Below are 25,024 nucleotides of genomic sequence, written 5' to 3' on the forward strand. Positions count from 1 at the left end.
CCCGCCGTCCTCCCATCGACGCGGGCGCGTCGATTTCAGCGAATGTCATCGCCATGGAAGGTCACTCTGATTCGCATGGCGACCTCGCCGACGGAGCTCCAAGCAAATCCCGGGATCCCGCAGGTCAGGACTCAGGGCCAGAATCAGCAAATCTGGTTGACACAGGTTGGGCCGTTGGGTGCCCTCAGGCGGTTTCAGGGTCGCCGTGCCGGTTCCGGCGCGCCACGTAGTGAGCCGGGCCGAAACAGGTAGTCCACCACTGGCCACGCATCCGCCGTCTCGCCGCAGACTCGCTCCATCGCTACCGGACGGCCGGAGGGGAAACGATCTTGACCATCCACGACATCGCACCGGAGAACATCCTCGAACCCGATCTGCCCACCATCGCCTACGAGCATGCCGCCGGCCCGACCGAGGCGCATCGGCTCATCGCCACCGCCCGGGCCCGGGGGCCGCTCGCGATGGGGCCGCACGGCCCCGAAGCGCTGACGTACGAGGCGGTACGCATCGTGTTGCGCGACGACCGCTTCCGGATACCCGAAGGAGTCGCGCTCGCCGCGCAGGGTGTCACCTCCGGCGAACTGTGGGACATCGTCGTCAAGGGACTGCTGAGCCTCAACGGTGAGGAGCACCACCGCCAACGGCGGCTGGTGGCCAAGGCTTTCACGCCGCGTGCGGCGGGGCGCCTGCGGAACACCTGCTCGGAGATCATCGCCGGCCTGGTCTCGGGCGTCGAGCGGCGCGGACGGTGCGACGCGGTGGCCGATATCGCCAGGCACTACCCGATCCCGGTCATCTGTGAGCTGCTGGGCACCCGGCGTCAGGACTGGAATCTGTTGTCCGCCTGGGCTGATGACATCTTCAAGGTCTTCGACTGGAACGTGGTGGAAGACGGACCCGTGATCGTGCGGGCCTGGCGGGCGCTGGAGGCCCACCTGGAGGACATGGTCGACGGCCGCCGCGAGTCTCTGACCGACGACCTGCTCTCGGACATGATGCGTGCCGAGGTCGACGGCGACCGCCTGTCCCATGACGAACTGCTCACCCTCGCGGCGACGCTGCTGATGGCGGGCACCGACACCACTCGCAACCAGCTCGCCGCCGCGCTGGAGGTGTTCTGCGACCATCCCGAGCAGTGGGCGATGCTCGCTGCACATCCCGAGCTGGCACCGGCGGCCGTCGAGGAGGTGATGCGGTACTCCCCCGTCATCTTCACCACGGTGCGGGTCGCCGTCGAGGATGTCGAGCTCGCCGGATACACCGTGCCTGCAGGCACTCTGGTGATCGCCAACACCGCCTCGGCGAACCGTGACGCCGCCGTCTACCCCGACCCCGACCGGTTCGACATCACCCGCCGTGACGCTTGCCCAATGTTGACCTTCGGCGGCGGCGTGCACTACTGCCTCGGCGCGCATCTGGCCCGCATCGAACTCGCCGAGGCGCTGACCACCATGGCACGGCGGATGCCGGGCATCCGCAGGGACGGACCGTGCGCGTGGAAGACCCTCACCGGGATCAGCGGGCCCGCGTCGTTACCGATCGCCTTCGGTGACCGCTAACCTGGACAGCGTCTGCCAATTGCGCGGTGAGGGAGGGTCAACCGCGAGATGCGCCGGTCCGGCCGAGATAATGGCCGGCGTGGCATCGAGAGTTCTGTTTCTGGTCAACGAGCACATGGCTACCGAGGCCCTGCTGGGAGGCGCGTTCGCCGAGGAGGGCTTCGACGTCGACACGTTCGAGGTGGTGCCCGCCGACCGTGTCGACGATCCCGCCGGCGAGGTGAACTTCCCGGACCCGACCGGCTACGACGTGATCGTTCCGCTGGGTGCGTCCTGGCCCGTCTACGACGAGGCACTGCGCCGCACCTGGGTAGGCACCGAGATGCAACTGCTCCGTGACGCGGCAGAGGCCGGGATCGCGCTGCTGGGCGTGTGCTTCGGTGGCCAACTGCTGGCTCAGGCGTTCGGCGGATCGGTGACACGCGCGCCGCGCCCGGAGATCGGCTGGTACGACGTGCTCAGCGAACGGCCCGACGTGGTGCCCGGTGGACCCTGGTTCCAGTGGCATTTCGACCGCTGGACCCTGCCTCCCGGTGCGACCGAGATCGCGCGGACCCCCAACTCGTCGCAGGCGTTCGTGAGGGGACGCACCCTTGCGCTGCAGTTCCATCCGGAGGTCGATGCCGACCTGATCAAGACCTGGCTGGCCGCCGACCGCGACGGCGACGTGATCGCCGCCGGCTTGGATCACGACGAATTACTCAACCGCACAAGCTATCTCGCCGAAGACACCCGGACGCGGATCCAAACGCTGGTGCGCGGCTTCCTCACCCACGTGGCGGGTCAGCCCCTGCCGAGTTGATGAGCCAGGGCGTCCGCGACGTCGGGGTGCCGGAACCGGTGCCCGGCAGCCAGCAGCTTCGACGGCACCACCCGCTGGCTGGCCTCGGCCAGCTCACGCGCGCCCTGCTCGCCGAGCAGGACCCGCGGTCCCAGCGCCGGGACCGGAAGCAGCGCGGGCCGGTGCAGCACCCGGGCCAGCTCCCTGGTGTAGTCGGCGTTACGGACTGGCTCCGGGCCCACGGCGTTCACCGGCCCGCTGAGCCCGTCGTCGTAGAGCACCCGGTGGTACACGTCGACGAGGTCGTCGAGACCGATCCAGGACAACCACTGCCTGCCGCTGCCCAGCCGCCCGCCCAGACCGGCCGCGAACAGCGGCCGGAGCAGTCGCAGCGTCCCTCCCGCGGCCGCCTGCACGATGCCGGTACGCACCGTCGCCACCCGTAACCCCGCGTCGGAGGCGGGCGCCGTCGCCGCCTCCCAGTCGGTGACCACGTCGGCCAGGAAACCGTCGCCGCGGCTGCTGTCCTCGGTCAGCAGGGTGTCGCCCCGGTCGAAACCGTAGATCCCGATCGCCGAGGCGCTGATGAACGTGCGGGGCCCGTTGGGCGCCGACGCCGCGGACGCGGCGAGCAACCTCGTCGGCTCGATCCGGCTGTCGCGGATCGCGGCGCGGTGCGCATCGGTGAATCGACCCGCGATGGACGCCCCGGCGAGGTGCACGACCGCGTCGACGCCGGTGAGCAGATCGGCCGCAGGGTTCCGCGGATCCCAGTGCCGCTCGTCCCCGCCGCGCGCCGGCGTCCGCACCAACCGGATCACCCGGTGACCGCCGGTGCTCAGGAACGCCGACAGCGCCGAGCCGACCAGCCCCGACGCTCCAGAGATCGCCACCACCAGCGGCGCGGCGCCGGCGATCGCCGCCCTGCGGTGCGCGGCCAGGTCGTCGGTGAGCTGGCGCTGCCGGTATACGAACGTCGACCGCAACGCCGCGGCGGGTATCGGGGCCTCGACGCGATCGCGCACCCGGGTTCCGCTGCCGGCGTCGCTGAAGGTGTGGGTGTGCCGCCATCCGCCGAGCACCCGGGGCGGCCACGACGCCGGTCCCTGTGACGAGAGCTCATCGGCGAACTGAGCACCCGCCACGAACGCCGACGGATCGTGGCGCGCCACCCAGCGCAGCCCGCCCGGCAGACCGAGCACCGCCACCCCATCGGCGAGCGACGACGCCTCCGAGATCACCGTCATCGGCTGCCACGGCGGCACCAGCCGGCGCATCGCGCCCGGGCGGGTGTGCCACTGCCAGACCTCGTCGCGGGGGTGGTCGACGATGCAGTCGTACTCGATGCCCATGGCGCTCCCGGGGGTAGGGGTTGTCGGTAGGCATTCGGTGCCGGCGCCGGTCCGGATTGCCCGGTACCGGACGAGGGTATTCCCGCGGCGGGACGGTGCCATGGCCGACAGGAAACGGACTTTCCGAGACCGCCGAGAAGCGGGTCGGCTACTGGCGCGCGACCTGTGCCGGTACCGGGGCCGGCCCGATGTGCTCGTACTCGGCCTGGCCCGAGGCGGGGTCCCGGTCGGCCGCGAGGTCGCCGACGCCCTGTCCGCGCCGCTGGACGTGTGCCTGGTCCGCAAACTCAGCGTGCCGCAGTGGCCCGAGCTCGCGATGGGCGCGCTGACCAGCGGCGACGGGATCGTGCTGAACGAGAATCTCGTCCGCGACCTGGGCGTGGCAGAGAGCGCGCTCAAGGCGGCCATCGAGCGTGAGACCGCCGAACTGCACCGGCGCGAAGAGGTCTATCGCGGTGATCGTGGACCCCTGGTGCTGTCGGGCAGCGCGGTGATCCTCGTCGACGACGGCATCGCCACCGGCGCCAGCATGATCGCGGCCGTGCGAGCCGTGCGGCGGGCCGGGGCCAAAGAAGTGATCGTCGGGGTCCCGGTCGGGCCGGCGTCGGTGTGCCGCCGGTTACGCGAGGAGGCCGACGAGGTGGTGTGCTCGACGATGCCCGCCGATTTCCACGCCGTCGGACAGGTTTACGCGGACTTTCATCAGGTCAGCGATGACGAGGTTCGGGAACTGCTGACCGCGTGAAGTCGCCGCTCACTGCCTCGGGGACTCGTCGTCGGAGTCCACCGCAGCCGGCTCGACAGGTTCGTGATCCACCGGTTCGCGCTCCACGTCGACCGCGAGCGTGTCGTCGGTCGGCGCCTCGTCGTAGTCCTGCGCCAGCGGCGCCTCGTCGGGATAGTCCTCGACGTACTCGGTCTCCGGTTCATCGGAATCCATTGCCGCAGGGGCGGTTTCATCGGACTTGCGGTTAGAGCGATCGCGCAGCGCGTCGACGATCAACAGGATGACGCCGACGGCGCTCGCCGCGATGCAGACCCAGGCGATGAGCTCGTTGCTGGTGACGACCGCCATCACCAACGCCGCCAGACCGACGACGGCGAGCACGAGCGCGACGATCAACATGAGCCATACCTGAGTGAGAGGGGCACGTGACTAGTTGGCGCCCCGGTTGAACTGGTTGAAGCCACCGTCGTTGCCGGCACCGGAGTCGACCGGAGCGGCCGAGCCGCGCTGGCCGAGTTCCTCGAGCTGGGACTCCAGGTAGGTCTTGAGGCGGGTGCGGTATTCGCGCTCGAAGGTGCGCAGCTGTTCCAGTCGGCCTTCGAGCACCGTGCGCTGCTGGTTGATCGTGCCCATGATCTCGGAGTGCTTGCGCTCGGCGTCGGCCTGCAGGGCGTCGGCCTTCTCCTGGGCCTGGCGCAGCTGAGCCTCGGACCGGCTCTGCGCGTCGGCGAGCATCGCGTCGGCGCGCTGGCGCGCCTCGGTCACCGTGGTCTCGGCGGTCTGCCGCGCCTCGGTGACCATCGCATCGGCCTGAGCGCGGGCATCGGAGAGCATCTTCTCCGACTCGGCCTTGGCGCTGTTGGTCAGGCGGTCCGCGGTGTCCTGAGCCAGGCTGAGAACCTTGGCGGCGCGCAGATGCTGATCCTCGGGAACCGGCGCGGCGGCCTGTGCGGGCGCCGCCTCGTAGGTGGTCTCGGGAGCCGGTGCGGTTTCGGGCTCGGCCTCGTAGACTGGCAGCGTCTGCGTCGGCTGGGCAGCTCCTTCGCCGGCGCGCGCCGAAGCGAGCTCCTGCTCCAGCTCGGCGACCCGCTGACGACAGTCGCTGTTCTCTTCGATGAGGCGGGACAGCTCGTTTTCGACGAGGTCGAGGAACGCATCAACCTCATCCTCGTTGTAGCCGCGCTTGCCAATGGGTGGCTTGCTGAACGCCACGTTGTGCACGTCGGCAGGAGTGAGCGGCATTGTCTGCCCCCTTGAAGTCTGGACCGTCAATTGATCTCGAAGTGTAAAGCCTTGCTGCAACGTAACTGGCGTCCATCCTGTCACACCAGACCCGGCGGTTGCAGGCGAGGTCGATAATTAAACCGATATTCCACCCCCTGCGGGCACGCCGAAGACCCGGCGCGGCCGGTCCGCCGGCTGCAAACCTGAGTTCAGGCCGCCGCCCCGAAGGCGAGCTGCATGCCGATGAACGCAACGAGCAGCAGCACCATGATCGACAGATCGAACCGCACCGCACCGATCGTGAGCTGCGGTATCAGCCGTCGCAGCAGCTTCACGGGCGGATCGGTGAGCGTCATGATGATCTCCAGAATGACCACCGTCGCCCCACGCGGATGCCAATCACGGCTGAAGGAGCGGATGAACTCGACCACGACCCGGGCAATCAGCAGGAGCCAGAACACGAACAGCGCGAAACCCAGGATTTCGAAGAAGAGCGCCAACGAAGCCGACCTCACTCAGGCAGATGTGTGACCTTGACTACAGACTGCGACGCAGCCTGAGTCGCCTCGAGCCGACAACGCCCGCGCGACGCCGCCAGCCTACCCGGGTTGACGGGTAGGGCTACTGGTAGGCGTAGAAGCCGGCCTCGGCGATGCGCCGCCGCTGTTCGGCGGTGACGTCGACGTCGGCGGGCGAGAGCAGGAACACCTTGGTGGCGACCTTGTCGAACGAGCCGCGCAGCGCGAAGGCCAGGCCCGCCGCGAAGTCCACCAGCCGCTTGGCGTCGGCGTTGTCCATCGAGACCAGGTCCATGATCACCGGGGTGCCGTCGCGGAAGCGCTCACCGATGGTGCGTGCCTCGCTGTAGTCCTTCGGCCGAAGCGTGGTGATCTTGGCCAGCGGGCTGCCGGCTTCGAACAGCTCGGCCATTCCGCGCGGGTCCATCGCCAGCGCACCGCGGGTCGAACCCCGCATGCCGCCGAAACGCGGTGGGGTGCGGTCGAATTCGCGCGGACCGCGCATCCGGGCGTCGAACCGGGCGTCGTCGAAACCGCCGCGGTAGGCGGCCGGCTCATCGTATTCGCGGCGGCGGTCGTCGGCCGGGCTGTCATATCCGCGGGCGTAGCCCTCGTCCTCGAAGCGATCCTCGCGGGGACGGCGGTAACCGCGCACGGGGGCGCGGTCGTCGTCCTCGTAATAGTCGTCCTCATAGTCGTCCATCGGCGCCATACCGAAGTAGGCCTTGACTTTGTGCAGTGTGCTCATTGTGAGGACCCTTCGTGCGGAGAAGACTCAGGAAAGTGCGGCAAGTTTGGTGTCTGTGATGACTGTGTGACTCGTGTGACTACTGCCGGTGACGTTAGCGGGCGCGATCCCAGTAGCGCGGTACCGACACGCACACAAGTGGATCCGTGTCGGATTGCCGCCTCCAGGTCACCGGACATTCCGGCCGAGAGCCCGAGGCGCTGCCGATAACCGGCCTGAATCCGGTCGCGTTCCCGTTCCAACCGCGCGAACGCCTCGCCGGCGTCGGCGTTCAGCGGCGGGATGGCCATCAGCCCGACGAACTCCAACCCGCCCGCCCCGTCGATGGCGGCGCAGAGCTCGTCGATGCGGTCCGAGGCTGCGACGTCGACTCCGCCCCTGGATTCGTCCCCGTCGAGGCTGATCTGCAGATAGACCCGCAACGGCGCGGTCCGACCGCCCTCGTCAAGCGCTTCTGCGGCTGCCCGGTCCAGGGCCGCGATCACCTTGGCGCTGTCGACCGAGTGCGCCGCATACGCCCACCGCGCGACCGAGCGCGCCTTGTTTCGCTGGATCCGTCCGATCATGTGCCACTGGACCGGCGCGCCGCCGACCAGCGTGTCGACCTCGGAGACCTTCGCGGCCGCTTCCTGGTCGCGGGATTCACCGAACGCCGGGCAACCCAGCCGGTACAGCGCCGCGACGTCGGCAGCAGGGAAGAACTTCGTGACCGGGAGCAGTTCGATGTCGTCGGCGTCGCGACCGGCGGCCTCGGCGGCGCGCGCGACGCGCTCCCGCAACCCGTCCAGTGCCCGGCCCAGCTCGGCTTCGCGTGTCACGACGTCGGCTCCAGCCAGATCACCGATGCCATGCGCCCCGTCGGGGCATCGCGGCGGTGACTGAACAGATTCGGATCGTCGACCGTGCAGCGCGGATCGACATCGACCGACCGCACCCCGAGCGAGTGCAGCTGAGTCACGAGGCCCGCGCGCAGATCGAGCCCGGGCGTGCCGCGGGACGTGTTCGTTCGGCTGCCCGGCAACGCCCGCTCGACCTCGGCGGCCATCGCTTCGGGCACCTCGTAGTTACGGCCACTGACCGCGGGTCCGAGCAGCACCGACACGTCCTCGACGTGCGCTCCGGCGTCGGTCATCACCTTCAGCGTCCGCGCGACGATGCCCGCGGCGGCGCCGACCCGGCCGGCATGCACCGCCGCGACGACGCCGGAGCGTGCGTCGGCCATCAGCACCGGCACACAGTCGGCGGTCACCACGGCCAGCGCCAGTCCCGGGGTGGTGGTCACCAGACCGTCGGTGGCGTCAAGCGTCTCCTCGCCGCGGTCGACGACCGCGACGTTGGCGCTGTGCACCTGGTTCATCCAGACGATGCCGCCCTCCAACCCGAGCGTCGCGGCGAGCCGGCGCCGGTTGGCGGCAACCGCCTCCGGGTCGTCACCGACATGATCGCCGAGGTTGAAGGACGCGAACGGCGGTTTGGACACACCACCCGCCCGGGTGGTGGTCACGCGCCTGACCGTGAAGACCACGGACTGCGGGCCGGTCAGTGGCGCATGAACGGCGGCACGTCGACGTCGTCGTCCGAGATGCCGTCATCGCCGCCGCCGATCCGCACCGTCGCACCGTTGGTGTGCCCGGCCGGCACGCTCGCCGGGTCGGACGGCTCGAAGATCGACGAGTTCACCCGTCCCGCCTTGCCCGGGGCGATCGGCTGGGCCGGCGCGGCCGCCGGGACCGCCTCGCCGGTGACCGGCACACGGCCCGGACCCGCCGCGTCGAAGCCGGCCGCGATGACCGTGACCCGGACCTCGTCGCCGAGCGAGTCGTCGATGACGGTGCCGAAGATGATGTTGGCGTCGGGGTGCGCGGCGTCTTGAACCAGCGAGGCGGCCTCATTGATCTCGAACAGGCCGAGGTCGCTGCCGCCCGCGACCGACAGCAGCACGCCCTGAGCGCCCTCCATCGAGGCCTCCAGCAGCGGCGAGTTGATCGCGATCTCGGCGGCCTTGAGCGCACGGCCGTCACCACGCGCCGAACCGATGCCCATCAGCGCGGTGCCCGCGGAGCTCATCACGCCCTTGACGTCGGCGAAGTCCACGTTGATCAGACCCGGGGTGGTGATCAGGTCGGTGATGCCCTGCACGCCGTTGAGCAGCACCTCGTCGGCGCTGCGGAACGCGTCCATCAGCGACACCGCGGCGTCGCCCATCTGCAGCAGCCGGTCGTTCGGGATGACGATCAGCGTGTCGCAGCTCTCGCGCAGGGCCTGGATGCCGTTCTCGGCCTGGTTGCTGCGCCGCTTGCCCTCGAACGAGAACGGCCGGGTCACCACGCCGACGGTCAACGCACCGAGCTTGCGCGCGATCGACGCCACGACGGGAGCGCCGCCGGTGCCGGTGCCGCCGCCCTCACCGGCGGTGACGAACACCATGTCGGCGCCGCGCAGCAGTTCCTCGATGTCGTCCTTGGCGTCCTCGGCGGCCTTGCGGCCGACCTCCGGGTCCGCACCCGCGCCGAGACCGCGGGTCGAATCGCGGCCGACGTCGAGTTTGACGTCGGCATCGCTCATCAACAGCGCCTGCGCGTCGGTGTTGATCGCGATGAACTCGACGCCCTTGAGACCCTGTTCGATCATCCGGTTGACGGCGTTGACGCCACCGCCGCCGATGCCGACCACCTTGATCACAGCGAGGTAGTTATGCGGGGGGGTCATGGAGTGCCCTTCCTGCCTGGTTGCCTGTCTGGAAACGGATAACCGCTGGAGCAAACCCTCAACCTCAACCAGAGGCTTAGAGTTATGTCAAGTTGTTCCGCGCAACCAGAACGTTAGGGGTGGTCACCGCGCTCACCGGTCAGGCGCGCCGAAACGACACGACAAAAATCCATGATTGCGGCGGTCGTCACTATTTGACGGTGGGCAGGTCCGGGCTGGACACGTCGTAGACCTGGCCGGGCTGGGTCAGCAGCGCCGCCAGCTTGAGCGCCTTCTCGTCGGTGCGGTCGGTGGTCCCCCACACCACGGTGCGCCCGTCGACCAGGGTCAGCGTGATCGCCGCGACCGACGGTGCCGAGACGCGCCCGATCTGACTCGCCACGTCGGGGCGCAGCGAGGTCATCACCTCGAGCGCGGCCCGGGTGGCCGGATCGTTCGGACCGGGGTTTTCGGTGTCCAGATACGGGATGCCCGGCGGCGGCGGGGCCACGGCGAAGTCGACGCCGTCCTTGTCGAACAGGTGCACCCCGTCCGGATAATCCTTGAGCACCACCGGCACCCGCTCGACGAGGGTGACCCGCAACGTGGACGGATACTGCCGCTGCACCCGTGCCGACGCGACCCGCCGGATGCCGGCCACCCGCTCGGCCACAGCGTCGGTGTCGACCTGTAGCAGCGGCGTGCCGGGCGCCACCGCCGCGGCGGCGACGACCTCGTCCTGGGTGACCGCGCCGACCCCGACCACCACGATGGTGCGCACCGACATGATCGGCGTGAAGTACAGCAGCAGGCCCAGGCCGACCACGAGCACCGCGATCAGCGCAGTCCACATCAACACCTTCAGCCCCCGTACCGTGGCGCGGCCGAGTGTCCTGGTCTCCGGCGTCGGGGGGCCCAGGGCGCGCCGCTTGGCCTCCCTGCGGGCCTGCTCGATCGCGGTCGCCCTGGCCTGGGCGGCCCGGCGTTCCTCGCGTTCGCGCCGGGCCCGCCGCCGTGGACCCTCGAAATCCTCTGCGTCGTCCAGGGATTCGGTGGGAGGGTCGTTCTGCGGCGTCGCGGCGGCGTCCTCGGTCGGCTCGGTCATGCCCTGGCGTCCACCTCGGCCAGGATCTCGCGTCCCAGCAGTGTGACGTCCCCGGCGCCCATCGTCACGACGACGTCGCCGGGCCTGACCGCGGCGGCCACCCGCGCGGCGACCGCCGAGAAGTCCGGAATGTAGGTGACCGGCGCGGAGACCGCGTCGGCCACGGTGGCTCCGCTGACCCCGGCCAGCGGTTGCTCCCTGGCGGCGTACACGTCGAGTACGACGACGTGGTCGGCGGCGCTCAGCGCCGCGCCGAACTCCGCGGCGAAAGTCTCGGTGCGCGAGTACAGGTGGGGCTGGAACACCACGATGGCTCGGCCCCGGCCCGCCTGTTCGACGACGGCGCGCAGGGCGGTCAGCGTGGCCCGGACCTCGGTCGGGTGGTGGGCGTAGTCGTCGAAGACACGGACGCCGTTCGCCGTGCCGACCAACTCGAGACGGCGGCGCACACCCTCGAAGCCGGCCAGCCCGTCGAGTACGGCGTCCACGTCGGCACCGGCCTGCCGTGCGGCCAGCAGCGCCCCGAGCGCGTTGAGCGCCATGTGCCTGCCGGGCACTGACAACCGCATCGAACGCGGCCGGCTCTCGTCGGCCAGCCGGATCTCGGCGACCGCGCCGGTGCCCTGCTGGGCCCAGTTCACCAGCGTCGCGTCCAGGCCGGGAGTGCTGCCGTAGCGCAATACCTGCACGCCCGTCCCCGACGCCCGGTCCCCCAGCGCCCGGGCTCCCGGGTCGTCGGCGCAGATCACCAGCGTCCCACCGGCATTGATGCGTTCGACGAACTGGTCGAACACCGCGGTATAGGCCTGCGCACTGCCGAAGAAGTCGAGATGGTCGGCTTCGATGTTGGTGACCACCACGATGTCCGGGCTGTACTCCAGCAGCGATCCGTCGCTCTCGTCGGCTTCGGCCACGAACGTCGGTCCGCTGCCGTGGTGGGCATTGGTGCCGGCCTCGCCGAGGTCACCACCGACGGCGAAGGACGGATCGAAACCGCAGTGCTGCAACGCCACGATGAGCATCGAGGTGGTGGTGGTCTTGCCGTGGGTCCCGGTCACCATCAGGGTGGTGTGCCCGGCCATCAACCTGGCGAGCACGGCGGGACGCAGGATGACCGGGATGCCGCGCCGGTGGGCCTCGACGAGTTCGGGATTGGTCTTCGGGATCGCGGCGTGCGTGGTGACCACCGCGGTGGGTCCACCGGGCAGGATGTCCAGCGCGGACGGGTCGTGCCCGATGCGGATCTGGGCGCCACGCGCGCGCAGCGCGATCACCCCGCGGGAGTCCTTGGCGTCCGATCCCGACACCATCCCGCCGCGGTCGAGCAGGATGCGCGCGATACCCGACATGCCGGCCCCGCCGATGCCCACCATGTGCACCCGCTGCAGTTCGGCGGGCAGTCCGCCCGGGTGACCATGCCTGCTCATCACCGGGTCTGCCTCTGCCGGGCGCCGCGCGCCACCTCCAACGCGATCTCGGCGACCCGCCGGGCCGCGTCCCGGTGGCCGGCCAGCGCGGCGGCCGCCGTCATCGCGGCCAGTGTGTCCGGATCGTTGAGCAGGCCGGGCACCGTCCCGGCGACGAACTCCGGTGTCAGCGAACGGTCGTCGACGACCATGCCGCCGCCGGCCTCGACCACCGGCAACGCGTTCAGCCGCTGCTCGCCATTGCCGATCGGCAGCGGCACATAGATCGCGGGCAGTCCGACGGCGGTGACCTCGGCGACGGTCATCGCGCCCGACCGGCACACCGCGAGATCGGCCGCGGCATAGGCGAGATCCATCCGGTCCAGGTACGGCACCGCGACATAGGGCGGGCCCCCCGGCTTCGGCGCCGGCAGATCGATCGTGTTCTTCGGCCCGTGCGCATGTAGAACCGAGATGCCTTGTTCGGCAAGGATTTCCGCAGCGCCCGAGACGGCCCGGTTGAGCGACTGCGCACCCTGGGAACCGCCGAAAACCAGCAGCACCCGGGCGTCGTCGGCGAATCCGAAATGGGCCCGCGCCTGCGCCCGCAGCGCCATCCTGTCCAGCGAGGTGATGGCCTCCCGCACCGGCACCCCAACCACCTCGACGCGTGGCAGGCCGGGATCGGCTACGGCCGCGAGCACCCGCTGCGCCGACCGGGAGCCCAGCTTGTTGGCCCAGCCTGCGCTGGCGTTGGACTCGTGCACGACAACAGGGACACGCCGGCCCGGTATCAGGGTGCGCGCGGCCAGATAGGCGGGGACCGCGACGTACCCGCCGAACCCGATCACGACGTCGGCGCCGACCTCGTCGAGCACCGCCCGGGTCTGGCGCACCGCGCGCCGTATCCGCAACGGCAACCGGAGCAGATCCACCGACGGCTTACGCGGCAACGGCACCGGGGTGATCAGCTCCAGGTGATATCCGCGCTGCGGCACCAGCCGGGTCTCCAGGCCCCGCTGCGTGCCGAGTGCGGTGATCCGCACGCGCGGATCCAGTGCGGTCAGAGCGTCGGCGACCGCCAGCGCGGGCTCGATGTGACCCGCCGTGCCGCCGCCGGCGAGAATGACCGAAATCCCCCGGTCGCTGCGCCCCTGCCCCGCCGGGACCGAGATCCTCGTCACCCGTAACGCTGACCTTCCAGTGTGCGGGCCCGCCGGCCCTGATTTCGCCGGCTCTCACCGTAGCCGCCGGACGGCCGGCCCGACCGCACCGGGTGCCCGCCGTCGGCACGCCGCGACCGGCGCTGCGGCCGCTCGGGGGCCTTCGGCGCTTCGGCCCGGGGCCGCCTGCGCAGCCGGTCGCGCAGGGCCTCGGTGCGCGTCGGCACATACGGCGCCGGCAGCGGCAGCCGCAGCAGCCGGTTGACCCTGTCGTCGCGGCCCGCGCGCAGCGCCGCGACCGCCTCGGGTTCGTGCCGGGCGGCGTTGGCCATGATCCCGATCATCAGCAGCGTGGTGGCAGTCGACGTGCCGCCGGCCGAGATGAGCGGCAGCTGCAGGCCGGTCACCGGCAGCAGACCCACCACGTATCCGACGTTGATGAACACCTGCGACAGGATCCACAGCGTGGCCGTGGCGGTGAGCAGCCGCAGGAACGGGTCGGCGGAGCGACGCGCGATCCGCATGCCGGTATAGGCGAACAACCCGAACAGCAGCAGCAGGCCGACGGCGCCCACGAAACCGAGCTCCTCGCCGATGATCGCGAAGATGAAGTCGTTGTGGGCGTTCGGCAGGTAGTTCCACTTCGCGGTGCCCTGGCCCAGACCGTCACCGAACACGCCGCCGTTGGCCAAGGCGAACCGGGCCTGGCGCGCCTGATAGCCGGATCCCTGCGCGTCGGCGGAGGGGTCCAGCCACGACTGCACGCGCGCCGACCGGTAGCCCGCCGACATCGCGAGCACCGCACCGGAGACCAGCACCGCGCCCAGCGAGCTCAGAAACACCCGCAGCGGCAGGCCCGCGTACCAGAGCAGGCCGAGCAGGATCACACCCATCGACAGCGTCTGCCCGAGGTCGGGCTGCGCGACGATCAGCGCCAGCGCGATCACCGCCGCCGGGACCAGTGGGACAAGCATCTCGCGCAGCGACGCATGCTCCATGCGCCGTGCGGCCAGCAGGTGCGCACCCCAGATCGCCAACGCGATCTTGGCCAGCTCCGACGGCTGCATGGAGAACCCGGCCACCACGAACCAGCCGCGAGAACCGTTGGCCACCTTGCCGATACCAGGGATCAGCACGAGGACCAACAGCACGACGGAGACTGCGAAGCCCGCGAAGGCGAACCGCCGCATCACCGCGACCGGCATCCGGAGCGCGACGTAGAACGCGAGCAGCCCGATCGCCGTCCACAGCAGCTGTTTGCCGAACACCGCCCAGGGCGAGCCCTCGAAATCGTAGGAGTACACCCCTGACGCCGACAGCACCATCGTCAGACCCATGGTGATGAGCAGCGCGGTGACCGCGACGATGAGGTGGAATGACGTCATCGGCCGTCCCAGCCAGGCCCCGACGCGGGTGCGTGGGATCGGCAGGGCGGCCTCGGCTGCCGACGTGCCTCCGGTGACCGCCTGCGGGTCGGCGGCCGGGTGCGCGCGACGGTGGCGCAGCCGGTCGAGGATGCTGGTCACGTGCGCCCGTTACCGGGTCGCTGAGCGGACCGCGGCGGCGAACGCGTCGCCGCGGTGGCCGTAGCCGGTGAACTGGTCGAACGATGCTCCCGCCGGCGCGAGCAGCACCGTGTCGCCGGGCCTGGCCAGGCTCCGCGCGGCGTCGACCACGGCCGCCATCAGCGCGTCGGCCGGCGATTGATCCGCGCCCGGGGCCACTCGAGTCACACGAGTAACACCCGCCTCATCTTTCTCAAGCATCACAGAATCCTCCCCCGTCACAACCTCGACCACGGGGACATCCGGTGCGTGTCGCGATAACGCGTCGCCGACGACGGCGCGGTCCTGCCCGATCAGCACGACACCGGCCAGCCGATCGACGGTCGCGGCCACCAGTTCGTCGACGGACGCACCCTTGAGCAGGCCGCCGGCCACCCACACCACCCGCGGGAACGCGGTGATCGAGGCCTGTGCGGCGTGCGGATTGGTGGCCTTGGAGTCATCGACGTACGTGATGCCGTCGGCGACGCCGACGACCTCGGCGCGGTGCCTACCCACCCGGAACGACGCCAGTGCCGCGGCGATCGCGGCGGCCGGGACATCGACCGCCCTGGCCAGAGCAGCCGCGCCGAGCGCGTCGAGCACTCCGACCGGGGCGGCGACCGGAATCGTGCCGACATCGGCGAGCGCCACGGCGTCGCCGAAGGCGTTGTCGACCAGCATGCCGTCACGGACCCCGAGCTCCCCCGGACCGGGCTCCCCCAGCCGGAACCCGGCCTTCACCGGCGCCGGCGCGTCGGCCAGCAGGCCCGCGGCGACCGCGTCGTCGAGGCCTGCCACGGCCACCCGGCCGGTGAGCGCACGAGCCTTGTCGGCCGTATAGGCGGCCATCGAGCCGTGCCAGTCCAGGTGATCCTCGGCGACGTTGAGCACCACGCCGGCCTCGGGCCGCAGGGACGGGGCCCAGTGCAGCTGGAAACTGGACAGCTCGATGGCCAGCACATCGGCAGGCCGGTCCAGTTGCGAGAGCACCGGGTCGCCGATGTTGCCGCACAGCACCGCCCGCCGGCCCGCGGCCTCGAGCATTTCGTGCAGCATCGAGGTCGTCGTGGTCTTGCCGTTGGTGCCGGTCACCACCAGCCACTGTCTCGGCGGCCCGAACCGGCCGGACCGGTCCAGCCGCCAGGCCAGCTCGACGTCTCCCCACACCGGCACGCCCCCGGCGGCCGCGGCGACGGGAATCGGCGCGGTCGGCGGAATGCCGGGGCTGACGACAACGAGGTCGAAGTCAGCGATCCGGTCGACCGCATTGGCCGGGTCGAGCACCTCGACGCCACGCTGCGCGGACGCGGTCAGCGCGTTCGGGCTGTCGTCGGTGAGTGTCGCGCGGGCCCCGAGAGGCGTCAGTGCGGCCAGCACCGCACGTCCGGTGATCCCGGCTCCGACGACCAGTACGGCCGCTCCGGGTGAGATCGGCTTCATGTCAGGCTCCGACGGTGGTCAGCCACTCGCTGTAGAACAGCGCCACGCCCAGCCCGCAGGCGATGGCGGTGAGCAGCCAGAACCGGATGATCACGGTGGTCTCGGCCCAGCCCACCAACTCGAAGTGGTGGTGGAACGGCGCCATCCGGAACACCCGGCGCCCCGTCGTGCGGAACGCGAGGATCTGCACGACCACCGAGGTCACCTCGGCGACGAACAGCGCACCCAGCACCACGGCCAGCATCTCGGTGCGGCTGGTCACCGACAGGCCCGCGATGATGCCGCCGAGCGCCAGCGAGCCGGTGTCCCCCATGAAGATCTTCGCCGGCGCTGCGTTCCACCACAGAAATCCGATGCAGGCGCCGGCGGTGGCGGCCGCGATGATCGCGAGGTCCAGCGGATCGCGCACGTTGTAGCACCCGACGCCGGGGCTGGTGGCGCACGCGTTGCGGAACTGCCAGAACGTGATGAGCACGTAGGCCGCGCACACCATCGCCATCGCGCCGGCGGCCAGACCGTCGAGGCCGTCGGTGAAGTTGACCGCGTTGGACCAGGCGCTGACCACGACGACGCAGAACAGCACGAACACCGCGGGCGCGAGCGTCACGGTGGCGATCTCGCGGACGTAGGACAGTTCGGCGCTGCCCGGGGTCAGCCCGTCGGCATTGCGGAACTGCAGCGCGAGCACGCCGAACAGCACGGCGGCGACGAGGATGCCCACGGTCTTGGCGGTCTTGTTCAGCCCCAGGTTGCGGGCGCGCCGCAGTTTGATCAGATCGTCGAGGAAGCCGACGACACCCAGCGCGGTGGCCAGCCCGAGGACCAGCAGGCCCGACGCCGACGGGCCCTTGCCGTCCATGACCACTCCGACCAGGTGGGTGCCCAGGTAGCTCGCCCACATGCCGGCCAGGATCGCGACGCCGCCCATCGACGGGGTGCCGCGCTTCTTGTGGTGGCTGGGCGGGCCGTCCTCGCGGATCTCGTGGCCGAATCCCTGCCGGGTGAACAGCCGGATCAGCACCGGGGTCAGCAGGATCGACACCGCCAGCGCGATCGCGACGGAGATGAGTATCTGTCTCATCGATCACCATCGCGGGCGATGTCGGCGGCCAGCGCGTCGGCCAGCCCACCCAGGCCGGCGGAGTTGGACGCCTTCACCAGCACCACGTCGCCGGGCCGCAGCTCGGCCCGCAGCAGCTCCAGCGCGGCGTCGGTGTCGGGCACCGGGGTCGCCTCGGAGCCCCACGATCCCTCCATGACCGCCCCGTGCAGCATGGCGCTCATAGGCCTCCCGGATCCGACGACGATGAGTCGAGAGACATCTAAGCGCACCGCCAGCCGGCCGATGCGGTCATGCTCGGTAATCGAGTCGTCACCGAGCTCGGCCATCTCGCCGAGCACCGCCCAGCTGCGGCCTTCGTCGCCCCGGCTCATCCATGCCAGAGCTTTGAGCCCGGCGCTCATCGATTCCGGGTTGGCGTTGTAGGCGTCGTTGATGATCGTGACGCCGTCGGCGCGGGTGCTCACCTGCATCCGGTGCCGGGACACGGGCCCGGCCGCGGCGAGCGCCTCGGCCACCTGGTCGAGCGTCGCGCCGCACTCGAGCGCGACCGCGGCCGCGCACAGCGCGTTGGACACCTGGTGGTCGCCGTGCACCGCGAGGGTGACGGGCACCTGTTTGCCACCGGCGTGCAGGGTGAAGCTGGGACGGGCCAGCGGGTCGAGGGTGACACCGTCGGCGCGCAGATCGAGCGCGTCGGCGCCGCGGCCCACCCGCACCACGCGCGCGGCGGTCTTGTCCACCATCGCGGCCACGAGAGGATCGTCGGCGTTCAGGATCACCACACCGGACTTCGGAACAGATTGCGGTAGTTCGGATTTCGTCGCCGCGATGATCTCACGCGAACCGAACTCGCCCAGATGGGCGGTGCCGACGTTGAGCACCGCGGCGATCGACGGCCGCGCGATGCGGGCCAGCGCGGCGATGTTGCCCGGGTGGCGCGCCGACATCTCCAGCACCAGGAAATCGGTCGAGCGGCCGGCTCGCAGCACCGTCCACGGGTGTCCGAGTTCGTTGTTGAACGAGCCGGGCGGGGCGACCACCTCACCCAGTCCAGACAGCACCGCGGCGATCAGGTCTTTGGTCGAGGTCTTCCCCGACGAGCCGGTGATGCCGATGATCTTCAGCCCGCCTGCGACCAGCTCGGCCGCGACGGCGGCGGCCAGCCGGGCCAGCGCGGCCAGCACCGCGGCCCCGGAGCCGTCGACGTCGTGCTCGAGCACGCCGGCGGTGCCGCCGGCCGCGGGATCCGGGCGCACCGGGTCGACCACGATCGCGGGCACGCCGACGGGGCGTGCCGCCAGCACCGCGACGGCACCGGCGGCGATCGCGTCGGCGGCGAAGTCGTGACCGTCGGTGCGGGCTCCCGGCAGTGCCAGGAACAGGCCGCCCGGTGTCACGGCGCGGGAATCGAACTCGACGGTGCCGGTGACGGTGGTCGCCGCGGCGTCCTCGGCGGAGACGTCGGCCAGGCGGCCGCCCACGATCTCGGCGATCCGGGCCACAGAGAGCTCTATCACCGCTGCACCTCCTGCGTGCCCAACGCCTGCAGCGCCGCCGCAAGCTCGTCACGGTCGTCGAACGGCCGCGTGTGCCCGCCGCTGGTCTGCCCGGCCTCATGCCCCTTACCGGCGATCAGCACGACGTCGCCGGGCCGGGCCCACGCCACCGCGTGGTCGATCGCGGCCCGCCGGTCGCCGATCTCGACCACCTCGGCGCGCAGACCCGACGCGCCGGACATGATCGCCGCCCGGATCGCAGCGGGGTCCTCGTCCCGGGGGTTGTCGTCGGTGACGACCACCAGGTCGGCGATCTCGGCGGCCACCCGTCCCATCGGCTCGCGTTTGCCCGCGTCACGGTTGCCGCCGGCGCCGAACACCACCGCGAGCCGACCCTCGCTCTGGTCACGCAGCGTACGCAGTACCGCCTGCAGCGCCCCCGGCTTGTGGGCGTAGTCCACGAGCGCCAGGAACTGCTGGCCACGGTGCACCGACTCCAGCCGGCCGGGCACGGTCGCGTCGCGCAGCCCCGGGGAGGCCTGATCGGGTGACACGCCGACGGCGTCGAGGAGCGCCACGGCCAGCAGGCAGTTGGCAACGTTGTAACGGCCCGGCAGCCCGATCTCCAGACCGTGGTGCACCCCCGCGGGGTCGACGGCGACGAAATCCTGCACCCCGCCCGCGGCCGCCCGGAGCTGCTCGACGCTCCAGTCCGCGGCGCCGGTGGTGCTGACGGTGACCGGGCGGTGCGCGCGCGCGGCCATCGCCGCGCCCCACTCGTCGTCGATGCAGATCACCGACTGCGCGGCGTGCGTCGGCGACGCCGGGTCGAACAGCCGCGCCTTGGCCTCGAAGTAGTCCTCCATCGTCGGATGGAAGTCCAGGTGGTCGCGGGACAGGTTGGTGAACCCGCCGACGGCGAAGGACACACCGTCGACCCGGCCGAGGCTCAGCGCGTGACTGGATACCTCCATCACCACCGTGTCCACCCCGCGTTCGAGCATGGTGGCCAGCAGCGCCTGCAGGTCCGGGGCCTCCGGCGTGGTCAGGCTGCCGGGCTGGTGGTGCCCGTCGATGCGCACCCCGACGGTGCCGATCAGACCGGCGACGCGGCCCGCCGCACGCAGACCCGCCTCGACCAGATACGTGGTGGTGGTCTTGCCCGAGGTCCCGGTGACGCCGATGACCCGCAGTTTCTCCGAGGGACGGCCGTACACGGCCGACGCGAGTTCGCCGAGAACGGTCCGGGGCTGCGGATGCACTAGAACCGGGACGTCGAGCGCGCCACCTGAGCCACCGCCGACGGCGATCTCGTCGAGACCTGCGGCGTCGGTGAGCACGGCGACCGCGCCCCGATTCACGGCGTCGGCGGCGTAGCGGCCGCCGTGCGCGCGGGCGCCGGGCAGCGCGGCGAACAGATCACCGCGCCGCGCGTCCTGTCCCCGCAACGTCACACCGGTGACCGGGGTCTCGGGTACCGCAGACGCTCCGGCGGGAAGCCGCACCTGTAGTCCGGCGACCGAATCGGCCAGCACGCCGAAGGCGAGACCGGCGGGATGACTGGGGCGCAGATTCATGGCCATGACACAGTACCGATCTCGCCGGGCGGCATCCGCAATGCGTTGGTGGTCCGACCGGTGTCAGCCCGCCTGCAGCGTGAGCGGCGCACCGGGGTCCGGGGACAGCGGCACGTTCTCCCGCTGCAGCAGCCAGGACGCGATGTTGTGGAACAGCGGAGCCGCCGACGAGCCGGGCGATCCGTCCGCGGCGCGGTGGGGGGCGTCCAGCATGACGCCGATGACGTAGCGCGGATCGTCGGCGGGCGCCATGCCGGCGAAAGTGATCCAGTAGACGTCGTCGTAGTAGCAGCCGCACGCGGGGTTGATCTGCTGGGCGGTGCCGGTCTTTCCGGCGATCTGGTAGCCCTCGACGGCGGCCTGCGGGCCGGTGCCCTGCTGGACGCCGCGGGGGTCGCGCTGCACCACCGACCGGAACATGTCGCGCACCGTGCGCGCGGTCTGGGCCGAGACCACCCGGATACCGTCGGGGCGCGGTTCCTCGGTGCGGGTGCCGTCCGGTGCGACGGTGTTCTTGATGATGCGCGGCGGTACGCGGACACCGTCGTTGGCGATGGTCTGATAGATGCCCGTCATCTGCAGCAGAGTCATCGACAACCCCTGTCCGATGGGCAGATTCGAGAACGTGCTGCCGGACCACTGGTCGATGGGCGGCACCAGACCGGCGCTCTCGCCGGGCAGACCGACCCCGGTGCGCTGCCCGAGCCCGAACATCTCCAGCATCTCGGCGAAGCGCTCCGGCCCGAGGCGCTGGGCCAGCATCAGCGTGCCGACGTTGGAGGACTTACCGAACACGCCGGTGGTGGTGTAGGGCATGACGCCGTGCTCCCACGCGTCGCGGACCGTCACCCCGCCCATGTTGATCGAGCCCGGCACCTGCAGGACCTCGTCGGGGTTGGTGAGACCGTTCTCGATCACCGCCGCCGCGGTGATCATCTTGTTCACCGAACCCGGTTCGAACGGCGAGGACACCGGCAGGTTACCCAGCTGCCGTTCCTGCTGACGGCTCAGATCCTGTGCCGGGTTGAAGGTGTTGTCGTTCGACATCGCCAGCACCTCACCGGTTTTCGCGTCGAGCACGACGGCCGACGCATTCTTGGCGCCGGAGGCGTCCTTGGCGAGCTGCACCTGTTGCTGCACGTGGAACTGGATGTCGTCGTCGATGGTGAGGGTGACCGTGGACCCGTTGACCGCGTCGTGGCGGTTGCGGTAGCTGCCGGGGATGACGACGCCGTCGGAACCGCGGTCGTAGGTCACCGAACCGTCGGTGCCTGCGAGCACCGAGTCCAGCGAGTCCTCCAGACCCAGCAGACCGTGCCCGTCCCAGTCGATGCCCCCGATGATGTTGGCCGCCAGCACCCCGCCGGGGTACTGGCGCATGTCCTGGCGTTCGGAGCCGACCTCGGGGAACTCGGTGGTGATCGCGTCGGTAATCGCCGGGTCGACCGCACGGGCGAGGTACACGAACGTCTCGTTGCTGCGGAGCTTCTTCAACACGGTTGCGGTGTCGGGCTTGCCGCCGAGCCGGGAGGACACCGCCTCGGCGATGTCCTTCAGCCGGGCCTGCGGGTCGGGCGCGTCCGAGGACTTCAGCTCCTCGTTCTTGGCGAACGCCTCCTCCAGCTGCTTGCGCACTCGGACCGGCTGGAAGGTCAGCGCCCTGGCTTCGATCGTGAAGGCGAGCTTGTCGCCGTTGCGGTCGACGATGGAGCCGCGCACCGCCGGGTCGATATCGGTGACCTTGAGCTGGCCCGCCGCCTCGGCGCGCAGCCCTTCGGCGCGTGGCACCTGCAGTGTGAACAGCTGCGCGGCCGCGACGACCAGCAGCAGGAAGATCACGGCGTTTCCGGTGCGGTGCCGGAACACGAAAGACGCACTGCGCAAACCGCTCTGGGGCGTGGCCTGGCGGGTGCGCCGGGACCGGGCCGAGCGTTCCTGATTCGGCGCCGTGGCGAGCGTCTTTCCCGGCGTCTTGGCGGGCGTCGCCGCGCGGGCGCGGCGCTTGTCGCGACTCACGCCGGCGCTCCGGGCACGGCGACCGGGGGCGCCGGTAGCTCCGGACCCGGAACCGTCCCCGGAGCCGCCCCGGCCGGTGGCGGCAGGTGTGACGGGACGGCGTCGACCGGGGTGACGGGTCCCGGCGTCGGGAACTGACCTGAGACAGCATGCGGCACTTCGGCGTTCGGGTCGCCTCCCGGCGCCGTGAGCGGTAGTGCGGGAGCGGTGCCGGGAAGCACAGGTTGGGCGCCCGGCAGCGCGGGCGACGGGGCCGTCGAGGGCAACCGGACCGGCACCTCGAGGGGTTCCACCACGCGCGGCGCGGGCGGCGCGGGCGGGGCCGGCTCGGGCAGCGGCGCGTTCAACGGCGGCGGCGGAACCCCTTCTGCCGGTTTGGGAGTGCCCACCACGACCCAGTTCCCGGCCGGGTCCTGCACCAGGTGCGCGGTGTCACGGGACGGGATCATCCCGAGGTTGCGGGCGGCCTCGGCCAGCGCGGGTGCGGCCTGGGCCGCAAGCACGTCACGTTCGAGCGCTTCCTTCTGTTGCATCAGAGCCTGGTTGACCTGCCGGGCGTTGCCGAGTTGGTAGGAGCGTTCGGCGGCATCGGTGGACAGCCACAGCGTCACGCCCAGCCCGACCCCGAGGGCGCCGATGATCAGCACGACGAACGGCACCCGCGCGACCAGCCGCCGCGGGTTGAGGTCGACCCCTGCCAGCCGGACCAAGATACGCTGGCGCAGCGGCGGCTTGACGACCTTGGGCGCCTTGGCCTTTCGCGCCTTGGCGCGGGCTTTGGCCTGGCTGGCGCTCTTCGGCCGCGCAGGCAGGTCCTTGGGGCGGGCGATCGGGGTGGTGCGCGGCGCCGAACGCTGCGGCCGCGGATCCCGCGTCGGCTTGCGCCCACGGGGCTGCGCCTCGACCGGCACCCGCCTGCTTTCGCGCGCACCCCTGCGCGTGTCTGCGGATTTCACCGTCTCCCGGGAAGACCGGGCGGACCGCGCCGACCGGGATGCGGATTGCTCGGTCTTGCGCGTCGGCTTCTTCGCCTTCATCTCTGCTGTCCCCCGACTTTCTCCAATGCGCGCAACCTGACCGGGGCGCTTCGCGGATTACGGCTGATCTCCTCGTCGTCGGCACGTTCGGCGCCCCGCGTCAGCGCGACGAATCTCGGGCCGTGCCCGGGAAGTTCGACGGGCAGGCCGGGCGGTGTGCGCGACGCGGTGGCGGCGGCGAACTCGGTCTTGACGATCCGGTCCTCCAGCGACTGGTAGGCCATCACCGCGATCCGGCCGAGCGGACGCAGCACCTCCAGCGCGGCGGGGATAGCCAGCCGCAGCGAGTCCAACTCGGCGTTGACCTCGATGCGCAGCGCCTGGAAGGTGCGTTTGGCGGGGTGTCCACCGGTGCGCCGGGCCGGCGCCGGGATCGCCTGGTAGAGCAGCTCGACGAGCTCGCCGGTGGTAGTGAAGGGTGCGACGGCGCGTCGCCGCACGATGTGCGAGGCGATCCGGCCGGCGAACTTCTCTTCGCCGTACTCTCGCAGCACCCGCGCAAGCGCCCGTTCGTCGTAGGTGTTGAGCACCTGCGCCGCGGTCAGATCCGAACCGGCGTCCATCCGCATGTCAAGCGGCGCGTCGGCCGAGTAGGAGAACCCTCGCTCGACCCGGTCGAGCTGCATCGAGGAGACGCCGAGGTCGAACAGCACCGCGTCGACCCCCGTTGCGGCGCCGGGGATCTGATCGGCGACCTGCTCGACGGCCTGCCTGATTCCGTCGTAACGGGTGCGCACCAGCGTGACACGCTCGCCGAACGGCTGCAGCCGGGCGGCGGCGATCTGCAGCGCATCGGCATCGCGATCGAGGCCGATGACCTTCAACTCGGGAAACTGGGTGAGGAAACGTTCGGAATGGCCGCCGGCGCCGAGGGTGGCGTCGACGAGCGTCGCGCCTGCGCCCTCGGGGGACGTCCGGGTCAGGGCGGGGGCGAGCAACTCGACACAGCGGTCGAGAAGGACCGGGACATGAGGCTGGTCATCCACCATTGCTGCGCTTTGCGGGATCGGGGCGGCCCCTGCAGTGAGGTCCCTGTCCGAGAGCGCGGACCTGACGTCGGGGAAGTACGTCAGGGCCGGTTCGGGCAGAGGCCGCACTGCACGGGCCTGCGGGCCGGTGGCCAGATCAGAGAATGTCGCCGAGTGCGTCATCGCTGGCCGCGGAGAAGTTCTCTTCGTGAAGCTCCTGGTATTCCTGCCACGCCTGGGCGTCCCAGATCTCCAGGAACCCGATCGAACCCGTCACCACACACTCCTTGGTCAGGTTCGCGTAGCGGCGATGTTCAGCGGACAGCGTGATACGGCCTTGTGAATCCGGATACTGCTCATCGGTACTCGCGGCCAGGTTGCGCAGGTATGCGCGAGCCTGGGGGTTGCCGCGCTTGGCCCGGCTCGAGATGTCGGCGATCATCTCCTCGAACTCGGCCCTCGGGTGAACAGCCAGGCTGTGATCTTGGCTCTTGGTGACCATCAACCCTCCTGCCAGCGCGTCGCGGAATTTGGCGGGCAACGTCAGTCGCCCCTTGTCATCGAGCTTTGGCGTGTAGGTGCCGAAGAACATCTCGTCACCTCGCAGAC

The 25,024-nt window shown here is 70.6% G+C and carries 23 protein-coding genes; 3 read left to right on the forward strand and 20 right to left on the reverse strand.

Going from position 1 to position 25,024, the window contains the following annotated elements; translation table 11 throughout:
• Positions 1-329 precede the first annotated feature (329 nt).
• Together KXD97_RS25810 and KXD97_RS25815 are read left to right on the forward strand one after the other, a co-directional pair.
• Positions 330-1,559, forward strand: coding sequence for a cytochrome P450 (locus KXD97_RS25810; RefSeq protein WP_260753452.1), 1,230 nt, complete (start codon positions 330-332; stop codon positions 1,557-1,559).
• A gap of 70 nt (positions 1,560-1,629) precedes the next feature.
• Positions 1,630-2,361 carry a type 1 glutamine amidotransferase gene (locus KXD97_RS25815; protein ID WP_260753454.1) on the forward strand — a complete coding sequence of 244 codons (732 nt, stop codon included), beginning with the start codon at positions 1,630-1,632 and terminating at the stop codon, positions 2,359-2,361.
• Here KXD97_RS25815 and KXD97_RS25820 read toward each other — a convergent pair.
• On the reverse strand, positions 2,343-3,692 hold the full coding sequence (locus KXD97_RS25820; protein ID WP_260753455.1) for a TIGR01777 family oxidoreductase: 1,350 nt from the start codon (positions 3,690-3,692) through the stop codon (positions 2,343-2,345). The genes KXD97_RS25815 and KXD97_RS25820 overlap by 19 nt on opposite strands.
• 100 nt (positions 3,693-3,792) lie before the next feature.
• Between KXD97_RS25820 and KXD97_RS25825 the strand changes: the two genes are divergently transcribed.
• Entirely contained in the window at positions 3,793-4,437 is a 645-nt protein-coding gene (locus KXD97_RS25825) for a phosphoribosyltransferase (protein ID WP_260753456.1), read from the forward strand.
• 9 nt (positions 4,438-4,446) lie between these two features.
• Here the strand turns inward: KXD97_RS25825 and KXD97_RS25830 are convergent, their stop codons facing one another.
• The 19 genes from KXD97_RS25830 to KXD97_RS25920 form a co-directional block, all read right to left on the reverse strand.
• Positions 4,447-4,818: a phage holin family protein gene (locus KXD97_RS25830; protein ID WP_260753458.1), complete on the reverse strand. Its 372-nt coding sequence runs from the start codon at positions 4,816-4,818 to the stop codon at positions 4,447-4,449.
• A gap of 30 nt (positions 4,819-4,848) precedes the next feature.
• Positions 4,849-5,661, reverse strand: a complete 813-nt coding sequence (locus KXD97_RS25835) for a DivIVA domain-containing protein (RefSeq protein ID WP_260753459.1) — start codon at positions 5,659-5,661, stop codon at positions 4,849-4,851.
• Between the two features lie 191 nt (positions 5,662-5,852).
• Positions 5,853-6,143 (reverse strand): YggT family protein, encoded by a 291-nt coding sequence (locus KXD97_RS25840; protein ID WP_067958009.1) that lies wholly within the window; start codon positions 6,141-6,143, stop codon positions 5,853-5,855.
• A gap of 121 nt (positions 6,144-6,264) precedes the next feature.
• Positions 6,265-6,909 carry a cell division protein SepF gene (locus tag KXD97_RS25845; protein ID WP_260753461.1) on the reverse strand — a complete coding sequence of 215 codons (645 nt, stop codon included), beginning with the start codon at positions 6,907-6,909 and terminating at the stop codon, positions 6,265-6,267.
• Positions 6,906-7,727, reverse strand: coding sequence for a YggS family pyridoxal phosphate-dependent enzyme (locus tag KXD97_RS25850; protein WP_260753462.1), 822 nt, complete (start codon positions 7,725-7,727; stop codon positions 6,906-6,908). The genes KXD97_RS25845 and KXD97_RS25850 overlap by 4 nt, the downstream gene beginning before the upstream one ends.
• Complete coding sequence (pgeF, locus tag KXD97_RS25855; protein ID WP_260753465.1) at positions 7,724-8,434, reverse strand: peptidoglycan editing factor PgeF; 711 nt, start codon at positions 8,432-8,434, stop codon at positions 7,724-7,726. The genes KXD97_RS25850 and pgeF overlap by 4 nt, the downstream gene beginning before the upstream one ends.
• A gap of 14 nt (positions 8,435-8,448) precedes the next feature.
• Positions 8,449-9,618 (reverse strand): cell division protein FtsZ, encoded by a 1,170-nt coding sequence (gene ftsZ, locus KXD97_RS25860; RefSeq protein ID WP_260753466.1) that lies wholly within the window; start codon positions 9,616-9,618, stop codon positions 8,449-8,451.
• 190 nt (positions 9,619-9,808) lie between these two features.
• A complete protein-coding gene (locus KXD97_RS25865) occupies positions 9,809-10,702 on the reverse strand; it encodes a cell division protein FtsQ/DivIB (RefSeq protein WP_260753468.1) in 894 nt (297 codons plus the stop codon).
• A complete protein-coding gene (gene murC / locus KXD97_RS25870; RefSeq protein WP_260753475.1) occupies positions 10,699-12,129 on the reverse strand; it encodes a UDP-N-acetylmuramate--L-alanine ligase in 1,431 nt (476 codons plus the stop codon). The genes KXD97_RS25865 and murC overlap by 4 nt, the downstream gene beginning before the upstream one ends.
• Positions 12,129-13,292 carry an undecaprenyldiphospho-muramoylpentapeptide beta-N-acetylglucosaminyltransferase gene (gene murG, locus KXD97_RS25875; protein WP_260753482.1) on the reverse strand — a complete coding sequence of 388 codons (1,164 nt, stop codon included), beginning with the start codon at positions 13,290-13,292 and terminating at the stop codon, positions 12,129-12,131. Before murG ends, murC begins: the two co-directional genes overlap by 1 nt.
• A complete protein-coding gene (ftsW, locus tag KXD97_RS25880; protein WP_260753492.1) occupies positions 13,289-14,797 on the reverse strand; it encodes a putative lipid II flippase FtsW in 1,509 nt (502 codons plus the stop codon). Before ftsW ends, murG begins: the two co-directional genes overlap by 4 nt.
• 9 nt (positions 14,798-14,806) lie before the next feature.
• Positions 14,807-16,258 carry a UDP-N-acetylmuramoyl-L-alanine--D-glutamate ligase gene (gene murD / locus KXD97_RS25885; protein ID WP_260753493.1) on the reverse strand — a complete coding sequence of 484 codons (1,452 nt, stop codon included), beginning with the start codon at positions 16,256-16,258 and terminating at the stop codon, positions 14,807-14,809.
• Between the two features lies 1 nt (position 16,259).
• Positions 16,260-17,339 carry a phospho-N-acetylmuramoyl-pentapeptide-transferase gene (gene mraY, locus KXD97_RS25890; protein WP_260753494.1) on the reverse strand — a complete coding sequence of 360 codons (1,080 nt, stop codon included), beginning with the start codon at positions 17,337-17,339 and terminating at the stop codon, positions 16,260-16,262.
• The gene (gene murF, locus KXD97_RS25895) at positions 17,336-18,838 is read right to left on the reverse strand and encodes a UDP-N-acetylmuramoyl-tripeptide--D-alanyl-D-alanine ligase (protein WP_260753496.1); all 1,503 of its coding nucleotides are present in this window, start codon (positions 18,836-18,838) and stop codon (positions 17,336-17,338) included. The genes mraY and murF overlap by 4 nt, the downstream gene beginning before the upstream one ends.
• Positions 18,835-20,394 (reverse strand): UDP-N-acetylmuramoyl-L-alanyl-D-glutamate--2,6-diaminopimelate ligase, encoded by a 1,560-nt coding sequence (locus KXD97_RS25900; RefSeq protein WP_260753502.1) that lies wholly within the window; start codon positions 20,392-20,394, stop codon positions 18,835-18,837. Before KXD97_RS25900 ends, murF begins: the two co-directional genes overlap by 4 nt.
• Before the next feature lie 63 nt (positions 20,395-20,457).
• The gene (locus KXD97_RS25905; protein WP_260753503.1) at positions 20,458-22,410 is read right to left on the reverse strand and encodes a penicillin-binding protein 2; all 1,953 of its coding nucleotides are present in this window, start codon (positions 22,408-22,410) and stop codon (positions 20,458-20,460) included.
• On the reverse strand, positions 22,407-23,447 hold the full coding sequence (locus KXD97_RS25910; RefSeq protein WP_260753504.1) for a hypothetical protein: 1,041 nt from the start codon (positions 23,445-23,447) through the stop codon (positions 22,407-22,409). The genes KXD97_RS25905 and KXD97_RS25910 overlap by 4 nt, the downstream gene beginning before the upstream one ends.
• A complete protein-coding gene (gene rsmH, locus KXD97_RS25915; RefSeq protein ID WP_260753505.1) occupies positions 23,444-24,598 on the reverse strand; it encodes a 16S rRNA (cytosine(1402)-N(4))-methyltransferase RsmH in 1,155 nt (384 codons plus the stop codon). Before rsmH ends, KXD97_RS25910 begins: the two co-directional genes overlap by 4 nt.
• Positions 24,573-25,007 carry a division/cell wall cluster transcriptional repressor MraZ gene (locus KXD97_RS25920; protein ID WP_260753506.1) on the reverse strand — a complete coding sequence of 145 codons (435 nt, stop codon included), beginning with the start codon at positions 25,005-25,007 and terminating at the stop codon, positions 24,573-24,575. Before KXD97_RS25920 ends, rsmH begins: the two co-directional genes overlap by 26 nt.
• Positions 25,008-25,024: the final 17 nt, after the last annotated feature.

The sequence above is a fragment of the Mycobacterium sp. SMC-8 genome (assembly GCF_025263565.1).
Lineage (GTDB): Bacteria > Actinomycetota > Actinomycetes > Mycobacteriales > Mycobacteriaceae > Mycobacterium.

Coding starts and splice junctions, on each gene's coding strand:
- KXD97_RS25815 (WP_260753454.1), top strand. CDS start 1,630: ATGGCCGGCGTGGCATCGAGAGTTCTGTTTCTGGTCAACGAGCACATG.
- KXD97_RS25820 (WP_260753455.1), bottom strand. CDS start 3,692: ATGGGCATCGAGTACGACTGCATCGTCGACCACCCCCGCGACGAGGTC.
- KXD97_RS25825 (WP_260753456.1), top strand. CDS start 3,793: ATGGCCGACAGGAAACGGACTTTCCGAGACCGCCGAGAAGCGGGTCGG.
- KXD97_RS25830 (WP_260753458.1), bottom strand. CDS start 4,818: ATGTTGATCGTCGCGCTCGTGCTCGCCGTCGTCGGTCTGGCGGCGTTG.
- KXD97_RS25835 (WP_260753459.1), bottom strand. CDS start 5,661: ATGCCGCTCACTCCTGCCGACGTGCACAACGTGGCGTTCAGCAAGCCA.
- KXD97_RS25845 (WP_260753461.1), bottom strand. CDS start 6,909: ATGAGCACACTGCACAAAGTCAAGGCCTACTTCGGTATGGCGCCGATG.
- ftsZ (WP_260753466.1), bottom strand. CDS start 9,618: ATGACCCCCCCGCATAACTACCTCGCTGTGATCAAGGTGGTCGGCATC.
- KXD97_RS25865 (WP_260753468.1), bottom strand. CDS start 10,702: ATGACCGAGCCGACCGAGGACGCCGCCGCGACGCCGCAGAACGACCCT.
- murC (WP_260753475.1), bottom strand. CDS start 12,129: ATGAGCAGGCATGGTCACCCGGGCGGACTGCCCGCCGAACTGCAGCGG.
- murD (WP_260753493.1), bottom strand. CDS start 16,258: ATGAAGCCGATCTCACCCGGAGCGGCCGTACTGGTCGTCGGAGCCGGG.
- mraY (WP_260753494.1), bottom strand. CDS start 17,339: ATGAGACAGATACTCATCTCCGTCGCGATCGCGCTGGCGGTGTCGATC.
- KXD97_RS25900 (WP_260753502.1), bottom strand. CDS start 20,394: ATGAATCTGCGCCCCAGTCATCCCGCCGGTCTCGCCTTCGGCGTGCTG.
- KXD97_RS25910 (WP_260753504.1), bottom strand. CDS start 23,447: ATGAAGGCGAAGAAGCCGACGCGCAAGACCGAGCAATCCGCATCCCGG.
- rsmH (WP_260753505.1), bottom strand. CDS start 24,598: ATGACGCACTCGGCGACATTCTCTGATCTGGCCACCGGCCCGCAGGCC.
- KXD97_RS25920 (WP_260753506.1), bottom strand. CDS start 25,007: ATGTTCTTCGGCACCTACACGCCAAAGCTCGATGACAAGGGGCGACTG.